A 17,456-nucleotide genomic window follows, 5' to 3' on the forward strand; every position below is an offset into this window, starting at 1 on the left:
ATGTTCTTAAAGAACAAACACATAAATTTATATGTGGTGGCAAGTTTATTATTCGGAGCCAAAACATATATGATTTACCGCTTTTTCTTCAATATTGATTTGGAAAATGTCATGCAAGAATTTATTCTCTTCATTAACCCATTTGTAACTGCATTCTTGTTTTTCTCATTAAGTGTGTGGATGAAGGAAAAGAATCAATTGCGTTATATACGTTATATGGCTTTAATAGGAACCTTAATTTTATATTTTAATATATTATTTTATCGAAGTTTTGGAGACTTTGTAACGATTCCTATCCTTTTTCAAGGAAGTAATGCCGCTGATTTAGGATCCAGTGTGCTAGCCTTAGCGGAAATGATTGATTTTCTAGTATTTATCGATCTTGCATTAATTTGGTATTTAACAACACGTAGAGACCTTAATTTAACTGTAGAATTTCCTAAAAAGAAGAAGCTGTTAGTACTTAGTATGTCAATCGCTTTTTTACTTGGAAACTACATTTTGGCTGAAATTGAAAGACCACAATTATTGCAACGTGGCTTTGATCGCGAGTATTTAGTGAAGAATATAGGTCTGTTCAATTTTCATATTTACGATGTTGTGCAACAATCTCGCTCACAGGCGCAACGTGTGTTTGCCGATGGCAATGAACTCTCTGATATTTTAACCCATGTTGATAATTACACAACTGATAATGAAATAACTGATATGTTCGGCATTGCTGAAGATAAAAATGTCATTTTTATTACGCTAGAGTCTCTGCAAACATTTGTAATTAACAACACACTTCATGGGGAAGAGGTTACCCCGTTCTTAAATAGTTTAATTGATGAGAGTTACTATTTTGAAAATTTCTATCATCAAACTGAACAAGGAAAAACAGCAGATTCAGAATTTATTATGGAGAATTCATTATATGCTTTGCCTAGTGGTGCAGCCTATTTCACACACAGTAGTAATGCCTATAATTCCACACCACAAATACTAGCTGAAAATGGTTATAAATCAGCTGTCTTTCATGCTAACAATGGGAGTTTCTGGAATAGAAATAGTATGTACGATAATTTAGGAATTGATCAATTTTATGATATCGATGCCTATGAAGTTAATGATGAAAATAGTGTAGGTTGGGGATTAAAAGATAAGTCATTTTTCGAACAATCAATGAAGTATTTAACTTCATTGCCGGAACCTTATTATGCTCGATTTATCACCTTAACTAATCATCATCCATTTGATTTGGATGAAGAAGATGCAACGATTGATCAATTTGATTCAAACTCTCGTACATTGAATCAGTATTTCCAAACGGTAAGGTACATGGATGAAGCAATTGAAGAATTTTTTGATCATCTGAAGGAATCTGGTGTATATGATGATTCTATTATTGTGATGATGGGGGATCATTATGGAATTAGTGATTTTCACAATCGTGCGATGGCAACCTATCTAGATAAAGATGAAATAAATGGATATGATCACGTTCAATTACAACGTGTTCCACTCTACATTCATATCCCTGATCAAGAAGGAGAAGTTATTTCTGACATTGCCGGCCAAGTCGATGTTAAACCTACATTAATGCATTTATTAGGTGTTGATGATTCAAGCGATATTAGTTTTGGTACAAATTTATTTGGACCAAATCGAAAAGAATTTGTTGCACTCCGAGATGGTAGCTTCATAACAGACGATTATGTTTATACAAGTGGTGTTTGTTATGATCGCGAAACAGGTGAGGAATTGGGTGTTGAAATGACCGGGCGTGTTAGTAATGAAGATACGGAAGAGACCGCTTGTACGCCATTGATTGAAGAAGTCGAACAAGAGATGTCTTATTCTGATAAAATTATTTATGGGGATCTATTCCGATTCCATGATTTTTCTAATGAATGATAAAGAGCTCCTTGTTGATCAAGGAGCTCTTTAACGTGAGTTGATCAGCCAATAGGGTCAGAAACAGTATAGTTTATCTATCACAGATAAACGTCCGTAAAACGCCCACCTCAAAATAGTAGCGCTCATCCATTAAGTTGGGAGATAACGGACGATAATCCTGATTCACTCAACGACCAATTAGTGGGAGAAGAACGAAAACCCTTACTGATTTAGGGCGTTTTATATTAATGGATTTTAGATAAGGAGTGACTTTCAATGCATGTAGAGACGATGTCATTAGGGCAATTAGGAACAAATGGCTATATCATCTATCAAGATGATCAAGCTATTATTATAGATCCGGGTGCCGAAGCAGAACGGATTCGAGCTTTTATTACTAAAGAAGCGTTGAATCCAATTGCCATTTTATTAACACACGCCCATTTTGATCACATTGGTGCGGTAGATGAAATACGAGATACATACAGTATTCCTGTTTACTTGCATGAATCAGAGGCAGAATGGTTAACGGATCCGTCTTTGAATAGCTCGAAATATTTCCCATTAGGAGAGATCACTGCTAGGCCAGCAGATGGTTATTTTAAAATAGGGAAGATGGTTATAGGTTCATTTAAATTTGAAGTAGTACACACACCGGGGCATTCACCGGGTGGGGTGTCATTTATATTCGAAACAGACCAATTAGCATTTGTTGGTGATTGTTTGTTTAGGATGGGTATTGGACGAACAGATTTACCTGGCGGTGACCATGTCACATTAATCGATTCTGTTCGAAATAAAATATATCGACTAGATGCTAATTACAAGGTACTATCAGGTCATGGTCCTGAAACAACGATTGGCTATGAAAAGGTGCACAATCCTTTCGTAACATTATAATTTAGTTGAAAGTCATATTCTTCGCTCAAGAATTTAATAATAATAAATCCTTGAGCGCTGATATGGTGGTGCTGTTGAAGCATTAATGATGATTTTTACAAGTTCTTCGGCATGATTAGATATGGATATCTTTGCTTCTCCAATTGGATATTGAAATTCAACCTTCTCTTGATCACCCCATTCTTCCCATTCGTTAATTAAGGATTGATAGGCCAACTGTTGTAACATCTCTAGTTTTAAATGCTCTATTTCCATTTTTACAAGGTTCGTTTCATTTTGATAATGTTGGATAACTGAAACGGCTAGCAATAAAAGCAGGGTGACTAAATAAAATAAATAAACAGTGACTGTACCTGCCTCATTGTGAAAATAATTGAATAACTTTTTCATAGACACCTCCAGATTCCATTTTTAATGTAAGTAATAGATAATCATCTTCTGTAGTCACCCGTAATGTAGCTACATTTTGTAAAAAAACTTCGTGTCCAGAGCGATTAACTTGTCTGCGAATTAAATTATTATGCATCGAAAATCTTATAAAGTCTCCATCGATTGTTGTCAATAAAATTTGGTCATCACTTGTATCTGTAAGTCTATTCTCGTGAACTTGATCTGATATAAAGTGGAAAAATTGGTAAACGGAGAACCTTTCAGTTGATCTATTAAGATTTGTGGTTTTCCAGATAGAGGGGATGATGGTTAAGATAATCAATACAATAGAAAAAGCAAGTAACATCTCGATTAAGGTAAAGCCCACTTCACTCTGATAATTGGAAATAGACGAATATTTCTTCAGGGTGTTTTTTTGCATTTGTCCATGTTCCTTTACCTATTATTTGATTATTTAAAATATAAAAATCAATTTCTACAATCTTTTCGTTTAACTTACGAGTCATTGATAGTGGAAGGTCAGTTACTTTAATCGTTTGAATGGTGTTGTAAAGAAAATGATAATGATCGACACGCTCTACTAAAACAGATTGTTCAATTTTATATTGAATAATCACAGGAAGTAAAGTACTCATTACTAATATTAAAAGTACTAAGCCGACGTAAGCATCGAATAAAATAAATCCCTCTTGTTTAGATTTCAATATAATAACACCGTGCCTTTCCAAATGGGAAATAGATATGGTAGATAGCCGTATTTGTTTTTACTTGCATGGTTCCAGGGCTTCTAATTGTCCCTGTTCGTGTAAATCTAATTGGATTTTGTAGAGTTAGCATCATGATTTTCCATTCTTCTGGCCATTCTCTTCTGACGAGACCTTCACCAAAGGGGCCTTCCCGAAGTTCATACCGATTTGCACTCGGATAAAATTGAATGTGGTAAGTTATGTTAGTGACCATTGTATGTTTCTGTAATTCAATAATGTCCAATTCAAATTGCTGATACCATTGTTCAAATGCTATGTGATCAAGTTTTTTATGATAATGGCTAGCACTTATGAGCCACAGTACGTTAATAAGGGTCAGAACAATTAATAATTCTATTAAGGAAAAACCGTGTTGCTTTCTAAGGAACATTTCGAACAATCACTTTATATGAATTTGAATTTTCAAATACAATTTCTTTCGTGCCGTTTGCCAGTAAATTTGTGGTTAAATAATTTTGATCGACCAGTTGTTTTACGGAGTCCGGATATTTGCCATGGTCTATATAGTAAGCTTGTACTTGAGCTTCCGCCATTTGAACTAATGCGTCCTCACCTTTCGTATGAATATCTTGATTTCGTTCTGATAGATTAGGTACAAGCAAAATTAATAAAATCGCAATAACTGCAAGGACAATCAACATTTCAATTAAAGTAAAGCCTTGTTCTTTCTTAATCATCTAATCAACTCCTATATCGTTTGAATAAGTTGTAACATGGGAAGCATAATTGACAAATAAATTAAAATAATACTAATACCGATCACAGTAAAAACGGTTGGCTGAATAAAACGAATTATTTTTTTAATATTTGTTTGCAAATCTTCTAGCAGAAAAGTAGAATATGATAATAAATCTCTTTTCAATAAATGTTGACTTTGATTGTGCTCAAATATTATGGTTAGTTCATGTTCGAAGTTAGCATGTTGATGCATAGCTTGTCCCATTGTTAAACCGGCTTCTAACCCATTTACTATAAAGCCACAATAATAGCTTAATAGCGCATGTTGCTTATAGTCATTTATGATTTTAAGACTATCCTTAAGAGAAAGACCAGCTGCTAAAAGTGAACTAAGGTGAATCGCTAATGAAAAGCTAATTTGTTTTTTTACATAGTTTTTAATCATAGGGAAATAACGAATCAGTCGAGCTTTTTGTTTGATCGATAGTTTATTACGATAACTAAACCAAATAAAAATAACCAATAGCAACATTAAACCGGCGAGTAAAAAAATTGAAAATATAAAATCTACTACTTTTATTGAAATAAGTAAAAAAGAAGAAGTGTGTGTGGCGGTAGAATAAAGCTGTAGAAATGAAGGGTAGACGAGAGAGTGTACAAAAAATAAGATGATTAAAAAGCTTGTTATAAGAAAAATTGGATACCGAATTGCTCTCTTAAAACGATCACGTAAATCCATTTGTTGAGTGATAAATTGAATCGCTTGTTGTAATGTTTGAATCAAATTGCCATGTCGCGAAGCAAAATAAATAAACGTTACAATTCTTTGGTCAAAAACTAAATCATTTAACACACAATCAAAATCTTTTCCTTTCGTTAATTCATTCTGAAAATACACGATCACTTCATCCCAATGTTTTTGACGTTTTAAGACATCTAGTGCATCTAAAAGGGAATAACCATGTCCTAAAAGCCGATATAATCTATTTAATAACTTGATCTGCTCTTGCACAGATAATCTCAATGGTCGACTAGGATTAAACAGTCGCTGATTCAGTATAACCATAAGCAAAAGCCTTTCTTTTTAGTTCATTAAAAGTTTGATGAATTAACTGTGATTCATTTAAGCTGTTAATGTATGCAGTTAGGTTATTTTCGCTCAATATCTCTAGAATAGCTGCCCGCCGCTTCTTTTGTTGACAATAGAAAACGGGGATAAGTTGAAGGGCAGCAACGGCAATTAAATTTTGGCAAAGGTCTATGTGTTTAATGCCCATTTCTATTAAACGATGTATAGTACCTGCGGCATTCTTTGCGTGTAATGTTGAAAAAACTAAATGACCGGTATATGCCGCATGAAAGACAAATTCCGCCGTTTCTTGATCACGAATTTCTCCTACCATCAACAGATCAGGATCATGCCTTAATGCTGCTTTTAAGCCAGTGTGGTACGTCATGCCACCTTTCTCATTGATTTGAACTTGAAGAAAATTAAGCATCTCTTTTTCAATTGGATCTTCTAATGTAATGGTTTGATAGGCTTGTTCTATTAGTAAATGTTCAAGTAAAGCATATAATAAAGTTGTTTTTCCTGACCCGGTAGGACCTGTTAATAAAATGACACCAGCCTTTCTCGTAATAATACGTTTCAATTGTTGTACTTGATAGCGGAATAATATCAAATCTTCAAGTGCTTTTGCGTGTAGTTGAGGTAGTATCCGAATCGCGAGACTTTCCATCTGTTTTACCGGAAGAGTAGATAAACGTAAATTAAAGTTTGTCGTTTTAAATGTTATCTGTAAAGCAGCATCTTGCGGCTTTTGAGTTTCTCCGATATCCATACCAGAGGAAAATTTGAAATGATTAAGAACAATTCGATATTGGTTATGATGGATTTTAAAGTGGTATTTTCGCTCACCGTTAATGCGGAAAAAAATTAACACTGCAGTATGATCGGGGAAAAAATGTATATCTGTTGCGTTACTACTTGTAGCTATCTTAAGCAATTCTTGAATAAATCGAGTAGCTGAATAGATGTTTATCACTCCTTTCTATAGGTAATATAACGCTAACAACGCTAATAATCAAATTGCTTTATATATTGAGAATATTAGATAATTAACCGCTGACAGTGAGAAAATTAATGATTAACGTTTTCTGATACAAAATCCGATTTGATTTTAGGTTAAAAAAATTAATATTATTATTTTCCGACTTCATTCCAAATAAGTAGTTAAAAGGAACAGAGATATAATAGGAAATATATAGGAAGGATTGATATAATGAGGAGCATTTATCTTGTTGGATTTATGGGAAGTGGGAAATCGACGGTTGGTAGACAATTAGCCAAAAGGTTATCACTCTCTTTTATCGATACAGATGTAGTAGTAGAACATAGGCAAAATAAAACGATAAAAGAGCTATTTGCTGATGAAGGGGAATCGGCGTTTCGGGCTTATGAATACCAAGTTTTAAAAGATTTACCGCTTGAAGATCATGTCATATCCACCGGAGGAGGTATTATTGAGCGGTCACTCAATCGAGAATGGTTAAAAGGGGAAATGGTTATTTATTTAAAAGCAAGTTGGGCTACCATATATAATCGTTTGAAACATGATGAGAACAGACCGATTTGGCAAGATAACGCTCGTGATAAAGAGAAATTACTGCAAGAGCGAGAAGGTAAATATATTGAAGTGGCTACACATGTTGTAGAAACAGACAGGCTTCAAGCTGAAAAGATAGTAGAGCACATTCTTTCACTCGTGAATGTATGACGTTAGCTATTCTAGTGTATGAAAAGCATTTCTCAGGTTAAGCTACCTATAAAACGAACCTTCAATCAGCGGGCGGAGGCCTACAGGATGTAGGTCATGCAGACGTGGGCCTACAGGATGTAGGTTATGCAGACGTTGCCACAGGACGTGGCGGTCTTAGTCTGTCATCCTTCTTAAAGATGTGGCGTTGTAGTCTACGATCTTAGCCACCCACTGATTGGTGGTTGAGTGAATCAAGACATTATCGTCCGTTATCTCCGCCTCAATCGATTTGCTCTACGCTCTATTTTGAGGAGGTGTTTTACGGAGGTTATCTGTGATAAAAAAGGAGTAGACTTATGGCTGACCAAACAACGATTGAATTTATCATTGAATTAGTAATCGATTACCACCAGAGATCTAAAACACCCGAAAACAGTCAAGAAAAGTTACATCCCAATCAGCAAACAAATTTTTCGGAAAAGTGGTTTGGCATGCTTCCAAACGTTATCAAACATACATTTGACTCTAAAGGTAACCAGGATTAAGGTTGTGCTAAGTAAAAAATCCCGCCATTTATGACTTGAAGTGATATTTTAGGTTGGTAAATGGCTTTTAAATTTTCTTTTTCTGTCAAATAGTGTGCCTCATTAAGGCTTTGCTCACGCTCTTTAAAATAATTTAATAATTGAATTTCTTCTTGCAAGTGTTGATAAGAAGCTTCTGCCCATTGATGTTGATTAGCTTGTAATTGCTCTAAAATAAAGTGTTCAATTCTCAAATATCCATTTCTCATTTGAATAAGCGGTGTTATAGGATAACAAAAGTCTGGTATAGTAGTTGTCCATTCTTTTTGCTCTAACCATTCAAAGGCGTGATCAATAATTGTACCGTTGATAAGATGAATACCATAGGATCTAAGCTCTTCTTCCTGTTGTTTTCCTATATAACTCATTTTCACATTTATAATTAACCACGGATAGAGGGCGGTTTGCTGTCTTGGTGCTATGCTTTGATACAATTTTGTGAATCTTCCTTTTAACAATGTGTCATGGCAAATTTTATTAAATCGTTCTGTCCCGAAAGAAAGGTAAGATCTATCTTTAGTCGCTTTATTATACTGAGTGGTAATCTTTAATTCCAAGGGTGTCCCGACTTGATTTAATTTTCTAACATATTGCCAATAAAAGGGGCGATTCATTAATCGTTCATCCATTTCTTCCGTAAGTCGAACATCTAGGGTTCCATCTTTTTGATTGGAGTCAACTTGACAATGATTAATAGTGAAATAAGTGACAAGAAACTCATGAAGATTCTCTATTGCCATTATGGTTTTCCTCCTCTTGTGCATAATCTATGACTTCAGCTAAATTGTTCATCTTTACCTTCATTTCTCCAATTGTTTTAGATTCACATACCATCTGTGTTATTTCTTTTTCTAAGGAACCAAGATTAAGTTCAGCCAAAATCTGATCAAGGTGACCAATAATACGCTCAAATAAGTGGATTTTATTATAGAGCAGTTGTAAGACATGGTCTTCTATTGTTTTCTCTATACTGAAGTTGTAAATATGAACATCATTTTTTTGGCCAAAGCGGTGAATGCGTCCAATTCGTTGTTCGATACGCATCGGGTTCCAAGGTAGATCGTAATTGATTAAGTGATTGCAAAATTGAAGGTTGATACCCTCGCCACCAGCTTCGGTTGCAATTAAGACTTGAGCCTGTTCTTGAAAGAGTTGTTTCATCCAATCTTTTTTTCCGCGTTTAAATCCCCCTCTAAATGGTACTGAAGAGATTTGATTTTCCTTCAAAAGCCACTGCAAATAAACTTGTGTAGCGCGATATTCCGTGAAAACAATGCATTTATCATTAATATCCTTTATTAATTCGACTAATTGAATTGCTTTACTGTGATGGGGAAGCTGTTCTAAATCAGCTACTAATTCTTTTGTTAATTGGCTGTCTTCTTTCATAAGGGTCGTATATAGGGCCTCTCGAGAAGAACAGAACTCTCTTAAATAGAGGGTTTTATTAATGGATTGATCACCAATGGTTGCTTGCTCAAGCTTTTGATAAAAGGCGTATTCTTCTTCGGTGAATGTTACGGAAATGGTTTTTATATGGCGCTTGGTCCAATCTAAAACAGTTTCGTGGCGCAAATTTCGAACCATCACTTTCTGAATTAATCGTTGTAAATGTTGATCAAGATCACGTGTTGGTTTGTCAAATCGTTTTAGAAATGTTTGCTGATCGCCTAATAGCCCAGGTTTCAATAATGTAACTAGATTAAAGACATCATTCAACTTATTCTGTATAGGGGTAGCTGTTAATAGTAAACAGTACTTTTTTGATAAAGCTTGCACAAATTGATAATTTTTTGTTTTATTATTTTTCAGCTTATGAGCTTCATCAATCAACAATAAATCATATGTTTGTTCTAAGATGGCTTGACGATGAGGCTCTCTTTTAGCTAAATCTATTGATGTAATCATAATATCATCATTTGTCCACACGGGTTTTTTCTTTGCAATCGTTGTTTGTATGAAAAATTTCTCGTGTAATTCACTGGCCCATTGGTTGACGAGAGATGCAGGAACAATGATCAGTGCCTTTTTTATTAATCCGCGTAAAATATATTCTTTTAAAATCAATCCGGCTTCAATCGTTTTACCCAGACCCACTTCATCAGCTAAAATGGCTCTACCGTTCATTTCGTGAATTACTTTATTTGCCGTGTCTGTTTGGTGTGGTAGAAAGTCAATGTGTTGTAATTGATCTAAAGCTTTTAAATTATTTGAACGGGGAATAAGTAACGTATCTGCAACATGATAAGCTAACTTGAAATGTTTCCAGTTAGCTAATGTCTGATTTTGGTCTATACCTTCTAAAAGGTGATCGATAAATTCTAGATCACGTGATAGTTCGATATGCATCGTATAACCCCACCTTTAATAGTTAGTATAACCAATAATAAAATTTTAATCAGTCTGGTATATTTAATGTAAAACTCTAGTGGAAGTTAAAGCGCACAGAGATTCCATTGATCAGTATGAAGAAACAGACCTGCTACGCACTTTTTTTAGGATGCAACACATAAAAAGATGAATGATAATTTCACTAAAACATTATCATTCACCTTTCGCTTTAACCTTAATCTATTTAATTTGGTCATCATTATAAGGAGCGGCCATTGATTAATACTTGGGTTTGTCGGTTTTTTTAATTTTACCTGTCCACTGTTTAAAACCACCTTTTAAATCATAAAGTTCTTGGTAACCATTTTTGTTTAGCAGCCATCCTGCGCGACTAGATCGAGAGCCAGATTGGCAGTATAAATATACAGGCATGTCCTTACGTAGCTCTTTTTGGCGTTGTTTTAACTGTGTAACAGGAATATTTCTAGCCCCCCATATATGGCCAGCATCATATTCCTTTTGCTCACGTACATCAATAAGCTGTGCCTTTCTATAACCTTCTCTAAACTCGGATTCAGTTAAAGTTGTAATAATCTTTCTTGTTTTAAAGTAACGGTATAAAGTGTAACCAATATATCCTATTACAATGATAAGTAAGGCAATCCAGTCCCATGCTAATCCAATAATTAAATTCATCTCTTTTTCCCCTTTATTTCAGTCTTCTTTTATTATACGATGTTTAAATCTATTTTTCAAAATGAAAATATTAAGATTAAAGTGAAAAAATGAATTCACTTGTCTAGATTTAAAAACTATTGTATCCTTTAGAGGAGAATTATTGGATTTAGGCAGTTTTTTGCATGGAGAATTGGAGGACGATTATGCCAACACCAAGTATGGAAGACCATATAGAACAAATTTACTTATTGATTGAATCAAAAGGATACGCGCGAGTATCAGATATAGCAGATGCTCTTGAAGTTCATCCTTCTTCCGTTACCAAAATGGTTCAAAAATTAGATAAAGACGGCTATCTAAATTATGAAAAATATCGCGGCTTGATTCTAACCGCACAAGGGAAAAAGGTTGGAAAAAGACTCGTTTATCGCCATGAACTACTAGAGCAGTTTTTAGCACTAATTGGAGTAGACCAAGCGAATATCTATCAAGATGTGGAGGGCATTGAACATCATTTAAGTTGGAATTCAATCGATCGTATTGGTGATTTGGTTCAATATTTTGAAATAAATCCCCAAAGAGCTGAAGAATTGGCAGAGCTAAGACAAAAAGCGGATCAGGAATAAAAAACAACCGATTTACAATATTGTAAATCGGTTGTTTTTTTTGGTCACTCAGCATAGTTTTTAACAAAAGTGACCAAAGGAGAATGAGAATGAAGATAGACGGTGTGTTTTCTGGTGGAGGCGTTAAGGCGTTTGCATATATTGGCGCATTGGAAGCAATTGAAAAGAGAAAATTTGAGTTTGTTCGGTTGGCAGGTAGTTCCGCAGGTGCAATGGTAGCAGGACTAGTAGCAGCAGGTTATCGTTCATCAGAGTTAAAAGCAATAATGCTTGATCTTGATTTAAAACAATTTCTTGATGGTTCAAAAATGGAAAAGTATTTCCCTTTTTTGAAATGGTTATCATTATACAAAACGTTTGGGCTATACAATGGAAAAGTTCTAGAAGAATGGCTGGGTAAACTTTTAGCACAGAAGGGTATTTATACCTTTGGTCAACTTAAAAGCCATCAATTAAAATTAACAGTTGCTGATTTAACATTAGGTCGCTTAATTATAATTCCGGATGATTTGAAACAAATTTATGGCCTATCACCTGAACAGTTCTCCGTTGCAAGAGCTATCCGCATGAGTGCAAGCTTACCTTATTTTTTTAAACCAAAAAAGCTCTATGATCAGGAAGTGCGAAAACATTTGATCGTCGATGGTGCTTTGCTAAGTAGCTTGCCGATTTGGTTATTTAAAAAACCTAATCAAAAGTTAGAACGACCCGTACTTGGTTTTCAATTACAGTCTAAAGAGCAATACTTGACGAACCCTCAAATTAACAACGGATTAGCTTACACGAAAACATTAATTATAACGATGCAACATGCACTAGACTTAAAATATATCTCCAAATTAAATCAACCGAATATCGTCTTTTTAAATGCTGATCATATTAATATCGCGGATTTTTCCTTAACAAAAGCGACTAGAGAGGAGCTAATAAAAATCGGAGAAGAAAAAACCAGTGATTTTTTACAAAAACAGTTTAGATAACTTGATGGAAAAGAGCTTCTACACATGTTTGCTATTTTCTACCAAGTTATAACAGGGTCATGTGAATAAGGAAATGGGTAAAAAAGGATTGCTAGGCAATTGTTTATCACAGATAACCGCCCGTAAAAAGCCCGCCTCAAAATAGAGGGTATGCTCATCTATTAAGGCGGGAGATAACGGGCGCCAGTGCCCTGATTCACTCAACTAACTAAACCATCAGTGGGTGGGTAAGATCGTAGACTAAAACCGCCACGTCCTGTGGCAACGTCTGCATAACCTACATCCTGTAGGCCCACGTCTGCATGACCTACATCCTGTAGACCTCAGCCTGCGGGTTGCTGGTTCGTTTTATAATGATGCACGTCCCTTTCTATTTGATTTTTTTCCATCAATCACCCTGAGATGTGGCGGATTACCGGAACGCTTCCTACTAATAGGTGAAACTGATTTTGGTCTTGCGTGCTTTGCTTTTGTTATAGTTGATTTTTTATTACGTCTTTTTGATTGTTTAACGGCTTGTCGATATTTCTTTAGCTCATTCGTTGTTGGTTTCCTTAGAAAAAAGAAATAGACTAAAAGATAAACAATCGCAACACCACCAATAATTGTCATGCTATTTCTAAGAAAGCTTGACGAGTTAAAGAATAATTGATTAAACAATCCTAATCCAGCTAAGCAAAGTAATAGATAAATCATGAGAGGGGTACGGTAATTTCTTTTCATTGGATGACCTCATTTCTTTGATCAAAGTTATTTTATCACAGATAACCGTCCGTAAAACACCCACTGATTGAAGATTCGTTTTATTAATCTTTTCCCTCATTATTAATTTTGTAATCAATCATTTACATATATTATCGTCAATAGACAATATTTTATTCAGAAAACCATATATTGAATAAATCTTTTTAGCTTTGGTTAACTTATCATTTGAGGTGAAGCGAAATGTTAGATAACAATAGAAAAGCAGAAACGATTCAAGTTTTAAGATGGCGAGTTTGTGTAACAGGTTTGTTTGCTGGGCTTTTCTGGGGCTCTATAGCTGCCATCGCATCCTTTTTTAAATTTACAAAAGTTACCCCTTATACACTGATTTTCGATCCATGGACAAATGAACAATGGATCAGTCGTTGGTTTAGTGAAATGATTTCCATAATTGTTATTAGCATTATATCTATTTTTATTGCATTTGTTTATTATTTATTCTTAAGACGGTTAATAGGTATAACGCCAGGGGTTTTATTTGGTTTAGCGATATGGTTAGTCATCTTTCTTATTTTTTCGAATTGGTTTCCTGCCATACCAAGACTTGCAGAGCTTGATCAGCATACTTTGGTAACCACACTTTGTATTATGATTATGTATGGTGTTTTTATTGGCTACACCATTTCCTATGATTTTATGGATCAACAACCAACTGACAAGGGTAAATGAACAGATGATATTGTCGTCAAAACATATTAATATGTGATACACTTAATTTAGAGTGAATATTTAATTGATCTTTTAGAAGGGTGGAACATATTGATGGACAAAATAAAGCAAGTCCGTGAAGTGTTAATTGAACAAGACTTAGATGCTCTAATTATCACTAATGCATACAATCGTCGCTACATTAGTCAATTTACAGGTACTGCTGGTGTTGTATTAATAACAAGAGATAAACAATTTTTTATAACAGATTTTCGTTACATCGAGCAGGCGAATCAACAAGCCCTTGATTTCGAAATTATAGAACATAAAAAATCTGCTATTGATGAATTGCATCTATTGAGTGAACAATATCAACTTAAGCGGATTGGATTTGAGCAGAATGATTTTTCATTTGCTATGTTTCAACAATATGATCAACGTATTGAGGCTAAGCTCATTCCTACTGATCAGATAATAGAGAATATTAGAATGATTAAAACAGATGAAGAGTTAGCGATTATGCAGGAAGCTGCATACATATCAGATGCTGCTTATGATCACATACTTAAAACGGTGCAACCGGGTATGGGTGAAATTGAAGTGGCAAATGAATTAGAGTTTTTTATGAGAAAAAAAGGGGCCACATCATCGAGTTTTGATATTATTGTTGCATCTGGCTATCGCTCTGCTCTCCCGCATGGTGTAGCTTCTGAGAAAAAAATTGAAAATGGAGAATTAGTTACATTAGATTTCGGTGCACTGTATCAGGGCTACTGCTCTGATATGACAAGAACGTTTGCTGTAGGTGAAATATCTGAAGAACTTCATGATATTTACTCCACTGTACTGGATGCACATTTGAAAGGGCTAGAAGGTACGAAAGCTGGTTTAACTGGTAAAGAAGCAGATGCACTAGCGCGTGATTATATTAAAGAGAAAGGCTATGGACAATATTTTGGACACGGAACTGGCCATGGACTAGGTTTGGAAGTCCATGAAAGCCCACGGCTTGCACCAACATCAACAACAGTCTTGAAAGAGAATATGGTGGTGACCGTGGAACCGGGAATCTATATCCCTAAAGTTGGGGGCTGTCGAATTGAAGATGACATTATCATTACGGCAGATGGCAATAGAAGCTTGAATAAAGCACCAAAAGAACTTATTATATTATAGGTGTAGCTTATAAAAAGTTTAACAAGCTTTACTACACAAACTTACTTACAATAATTTTTACAAGAGGGTATGAGGGAGGAACCACTATGATTTCAGTAAATGATTTTAAAACGGGCTTGACCATAGAAGTAGGTGGTGATATATGGCAAGTGATGGAGTTTCAACACGTTAAACCAGGTAAAGGAGCTGCCTTTGTTCGCTCAAAGCTACGGAATTTAAGAAATGGCAATATCCAAGATAAGACATTTAGAGCTGGCGAAAAGGTTGAAAAAGCACATATTGATAATCGAAAAATGCAATATTTATATGCTTCAGGTGAAATGCACACGTTTATGGATATGGAAACTTATGAGCAAACTGAAATTGCTGCAAGTCAAATCAGCTATGAATTAAAGTTTTTAAAAGAAAATATGGAAGTGAATATTATCTCTTATCAAGGTGAGACTTTGGGTGTCTCTTTACCAAACAACGTGGAATTAGAAGTGGTGGAAACAGAACCTGGGATTAAAGGGGACACGGCTAGTGGTGGCTCTAAACCAGCGGTAATGGAAACAGGCTTAACGGTGCAAGTTCCGTTCTTCGTCAACGTTGGTGAACGATTAATCGTAAGTACATCAGATGGTAAATATGTATCACGAGCACAATAACGACATAAATAGATAAGTTATGATGAAGGCAAGAGGGCATTTATTCCTCTTGCCTTTTTTGATTTAGACGAACACCTATATTGAATAAATTTGAGAGATAAGCTAGCGAGGGCTGAAGTGTATATTTTAAATCATTCAATCAATTCTCTCAGTCATATTCATATATGGTAATCATATATTAGAAATAATGATAGCTTGGTTTATAAGGAGGGTATATATGGTTGCTGATCAACTCATAGCTTTATTCCCTGAACATTATCATCAAAAACTAAGGATGTTAAATAATGATTGGAAGGATATTGAAGAAATTAGAGTGCGAATAAATCGTCCATTAGAAATTATTAAACAAGCAACCTATAAAAGTTTTGAAGATATGGTAGTTAATGAATTAGATGGTCAGTTTATTTTGAACCAATTAAGTGAATATTCGCGTTATCGGTTAGAAGAAGAATTACGAAATGGTTATATCACAATAGCTGGTGGACATCGTGTTGGGATAACAGGTAAAACGGTATTACAGCATGGTGCCGTTAAACAAATTCAAAGTATTTCGTCATTTAATATTAGAGTTGCTAAGCAAAAAATTGGGTGTGCCAATCAAATGATTAAGTATATAAAAGCAAACTGTAGCTACTTTAATACACTTATAATTGGTCCACCACAATCCGGAAAAACAACCTTGCTACGTGATTTATCACGATTAATAGGGGACGGTTGGGGCAATATTGTTGCAATGAAAGTAGGGATTATTGATGAGAGATCTGAGATAGCAGGATGTAAAAATGGTATTCCTAATTATCAAATAGGTCTTCGAACAGACATATTGGATGGTTGTCCAAAAAAAGAAGGCATGATGATGATGATACGCTCTATGTCTCCAGACGTTTTAATTGTTGACGAAATCGGCTCAAAAGACGATTGTTGTGCCATTCAAGAAGCCATCCGATCCGGTGTTAGTGTGATATGTACAGCACACAGTGATAGCTATGCCAACCTTAAAAAAAGAGAACCATTACGTTCTTTAATAGAACAACAATATTTTGAGCGATTTATTCTTTTAGGTCGACACGAACGAAATCAAGCTCAAGTGCTAAATAGTAAGGGACAAGTTATCGAGATGAACCGGGGGGATAACTATGAACTGGATTGGAGCAATACTCTTGATAAGCGCTTGCTCCTTGATCGGATTTGATCATGCTAATCGATTAAAAAAGAGACCTGAACAACTTCTGCTATTAAAAAATGCCTTGCAGATAATGGAAGCAGAAATAATCTATAGCCAATTTCCAATTTCAGATATTTGTTTGCATATTGCAAATCAAATAAGCAAGCCAGTTGATGTCTTTTTTAATAATATTGGCGTACAAATGAAAAATAACAATCAATTAGATAGTTTATGGAAAGAAGAAATCGAGCAGTTAGATATAAGTTCTTCTTTAGATCGAAAAGACCTTGACATCTTACGGCAATTTGGTGCTACATTGGGACACTATGATTTAGATCAACAACAAAAGCAACTACAGTTAACACTGCTTCATTTAGACCGACTGCTAACAGAAGCGCAAAATAATTATTTGCTATTTAGTAAAGTGTATCGTGGAATTGGAATACTCACCGGTATTTTGCTTGCACTTATCTTGATATAGAAA

22 protein-coding genes are annotated in these 17,456 nt (G+C 34.9%); 11 read left to right on the forward strand and 11 right to left on the reverse strand.

Going from position 1 to position 17,456, the window contains the following annotated elements:
- Both JOE23_RS13190 and JOE23_RS13195 read left to right on the forward strand, forming a co-directional pair.
- Positions 1-1,896 carry an LTA synthase family protein gene (locus JOE23_RS13190; protein WP_204439329.1) on the forward strand — a complete coding sequence of 632 codons (1,896 nt, stop codon included), beginning with the start codon at positions 1-3 and terminating at the stop codon, positions 1,894-1,896.
- 258 nt (positions 1,897-2,154) lie between these two features.
- Positions 2,155-2,778, forward strand: a complete 624-nt coding sequence (locus tag JOE23_RS13195) for an MBL fold metallo-hydrolase (protein WP_204439044.1) — start codon at positions 2,155-2,157, stop codon at positions 2,776-2,778.
- Positions 2,779-2,811: 33 nt separating this feature from the next.
- On the opposite strand, the gene JOE23_RS13200 is transcribed toward JOE23_RS13195, so the two are convergent.
- The 7 genes from JOE23_RS13200 to comGA are packed head-to-tail and all read right to left on the reverse strand — an operon-like array spanning position 2,812 to position 6,658.
- Complete coding sequence (locus tag JOE23_RS13200) at positions 2,812-3,168, reverse strand: hypothetical protein (RefSeq protein WP_204439046.1); 357 nt, start codon at positions 3,166-3,168, stop codon at positions 2,812-2,814.
- Positions 3,137-3,589, reverse strand: coding sequence for a competence type IV pilus minor pilin ComGF (comGF, locus tag JOE23_RS13205; protein ID WP_204439048.1), 453 nt, complete (start codon positions 3,587-3,589; stop codon positions 3,137-3,139). Before comGF ends, JOE23_RS13200 begins: the two co-directional genes overlap by 32 nt.
- Positions 3,537-3,872, reverse strand: coding sequence for a hypothetical protein (locus JOE23_RS13210; RefSeq protein WP_204439049.1), 336 nt, complete (start codon positions 3,870-3,872; stop codon positions 3,537-3,539). The genes comGF and JOE23_RS13210 overlap by 53 nt, the downstream gene beginning before the upstream one ends.
- Positions 3,862-4,305: a prepilin-type N-terminal cleavage/methylation domain-containing protein gene (locus JOE23_RS13215; RefSeq protein WP_204439050.1), complete on the reverse strand. Its 444-nt coding sequence runs from the start codon at positions 4,303-4,305 to the stop codon at positions 3,862-3,864. Before JOE23_RS13215 ends, JOE23_RS13210 begins: the two co-directional genes overlap by 11 nt.
- Entirely contained in the window at positions 4,295-4,612 is a 318-nt protein-coding gene (gene comGC, locus JOE23_RS13220) for a competence type IV pilus major pilin ComGC (RefSeq protein ID WP_204439051.1), read from the reverse strand. The genes JOE23_RS13215 and comGC overlap by 11 nt, the downstream gene beginning before the upstream one ends.
- Positions 4,613-4,623: 11 nt before the next feature.
- A complete protein-coding gene (comGB, locus tag JOE23_RS13225) occupies positions 4,624-5,679 on the reverse strand; it encodes a competence type IV pilus assembly protein ComGB (protein WP_204439052.1) in 1,056 nt (351 codons plus the stop codon).
- A complete protein-coding gene (gene comGA / locus JOE23_RS13230) occupies positions 5,651-6,658 on the reverse strand; it encodes a competence type IV pilus ATPase ComGA (protein WP_204439054.1) in 1,008 nt (335 codons plus the stop codon). Before comGA ends, comGB begins: the two co-directional genes overlap by 29 nt.
- A 237-nt stretch (positions 6,659-6,895) precedes the next feature.
- Here comGA and JOE23_RS13235 point away from each other — a divergent pair, with 237 nt between their 5' ends.
- Both JOE23_RS13235 and JOE23_RS13240 read left to right on the forward strand, forming a co-directional pair.
- Positions 6,896-7,390: a shikimate kinase gene (locus JOE23_RS13235; protein WP_204439057.1), complete on the forward strand. Its 495-nt coding sequence runs from the start codon at positions 6,896-6,898 to the stop codon at positions 7,388-7,390.
- Positions 7,391-7,728: 338 nt separating this feature from the next.
- On the forward strand, positions 7,729-7,917 hold the full coding sequence (locus JOE23_RS13240) for a hypothetical protein (RefSeq protein ID WP_204439059.1): 189 nt from the start codon (positions 7,729-7,731) through the stop codon (positions 7,915-7,917).
- On the opposite strand, the gene JOE23_RS13245 is transcribed toward JOE23_RS13240, so the two are convergent.
- The 3 genes from JOE23_RS13245 to JOE23_RS13255 all read right to left on the reverse strand — a co-directional run bounded on the left by JOE23_RS13245 (position 7,914) and on the right by JOE23_RS13255 (position 10,983).
- A complete protein-coding gene (locus JOE23_RS13245) occupies positions 7,914-8,696 on the reverse strand; it encodes a YqhG family protein (RefSeq protein WP_204439061.1) in 783 nt (260 codons plus the stop codon). The two genes, JOE23_RS13240 and JOE23_RS13245, sit on opposite strands and share 4 nt — an antisense overlap.
- On the reverse strand, positions 8,674-10,305 hold the full coding sequence (locus tag JOE23_RS13250) for a DEAD/DEAH box helicase (protein WP_204439063.1): 1,632 nt from the start codon (positions 10,303-10,305) through the stop codon (positions 8,674-8,676). Before JOE23_RS13250 ends, JOE23_RS13245 begins: the two co-directional genes overlap by 23 nt.
- 261 nt (positions 10,306-10,566) lie before the next feature.
- Positions 10,567-10,983 (reverse strand): rhodanese-like domain-containing protein, encoded by a 417-nt coding sequence (locus tag JOE23_RS13255; RefSeq protein WP_204439066.1) that lies wholly within the window; start codon positions 10,981-10,983, stop codon positions 10,567-10,569.
- Between the two features lie 185 nt (positions 10,984-11,168).
- Here JOE23_RS13255 and mntR point away from each other — a divergent pair, with 185 nt between their 5' ends.
- Positions 11,169-11,591, forward strand: a complete 423-nt coding sequence (gene mntR / locus JOE23_RS13260) for a transcriptional regulator MntR (RefSeq protein ID WP_204439068.1) — start codon at positions 11,169-11,171, stop codon at positions 11,589-11,591.
- Positions 11,592-11,680: 89 nt separating this feature from the next.
- Complete coding sequence (locus tag JOE23_RS13265; RefSeq protein WP_204439070.1) at positions 11,681-12,571, forward strand: patatin-like phospholipase family protein; 891 nt, start codon at positions 11,681-11,683, stop codon at positions 12,569-12,571.
- Between the two features lie 348 nt (positions 12,572-12,919).
- Here the strand turns inward: JOE23_RS13265 and JOE23_RS13270 are convergent, their stop codons facing one another.
- Positions 12,920-13,294, reverse strand: a complete 375-nt coding sequence (locus tag JOE23_RS13270) for an SA1362 family protein (RefSeq protein ID WP_204439072.1) — start codon at positions 13,292-13,294, stop codon at positions 12,920-12,922.
- Positions 13,295-13,516: 222 nt separating this feature from the next.
- Here JOE23_RS13270 and JOE23_RS13275 point away from each other — a divergent pair, with 222 nt between their 5' ends.
- From JOE23_RS13275 to spoIIIAB, 5 genes are all read left to right on the forward strand, one after another.
- Positions 13,517-14,005: a YqhR family membrane protein gene (locus JOE23_RS13275; RefSeq protein ID WP_204439075.1), complete on the forward strand. Its 489-nt coding sequence runs from the start codon at positions 13,517-13,519 to the stop codon at positions 14,003-14,005.
- Between the two features lie 93 nt (positions 14,006-14,098).
- Positions 14,099-15,160, forward strand: a complete 1,062-nt coding sequence (locus tag JOE23_RS13280; protein WP_204439078.1) for a M24 family metallopeptidase — start codon at positions 14,099-14,101, stop codon at positions 15,158-15,160.
- A gap of 86 nt (positions 15,161-15,246) precedes the next feature.
- Complete coding sequence (gene efp / locus JOE23_RS13285) at positions 15,247-15,807, forward strand: elongation factor P (protein WP_204439080.1); 561 nt, start codon at positions 15,247-15,249, stop codon at positions 15,805-15,807.
- A gap of 217 nt (positions 15,808-16,024) precedes the next feature.
- Positions 16,025-16,999, forward strand: a complete 975-nt coding sequence (gene spoIIIAA, locus JOE23_RS13290) for a stage III sporulation protein AA (protein WP_204439082.1) — start codon at positions 16,025-16,027, stop codon at positions 16,997-16,999.
- The gene (gene spoIIIAB, locus JOE23_RS13295) at positions 16,944-17,453 is read left to right on the forward strand and encodes a stage III sporulation protein SpoIIIAB (protein WP_204439084.1); all 510 of its coding nucleotides are present in this window, start codon (positions 16,944-16,946) and stop codon (positions 17,451-17,453) included. The genes spoIIIAA and spoIIIAB overlap by 56 nt, the downstream gene beginning before the upstream one ends.
- The last annotated feature ends 3 nt before the right edge of the window (positions 17,454-17,456 follow it).

This window comes from Amphibacillus cookii (genome assembly GCF_016908375.1).
Lineage (GTDB): Bacteria > Bacillota > Bacilli > Bacillales > Amphibacillaceae > Amphibacillus_C > Amphibacillus_C cookii.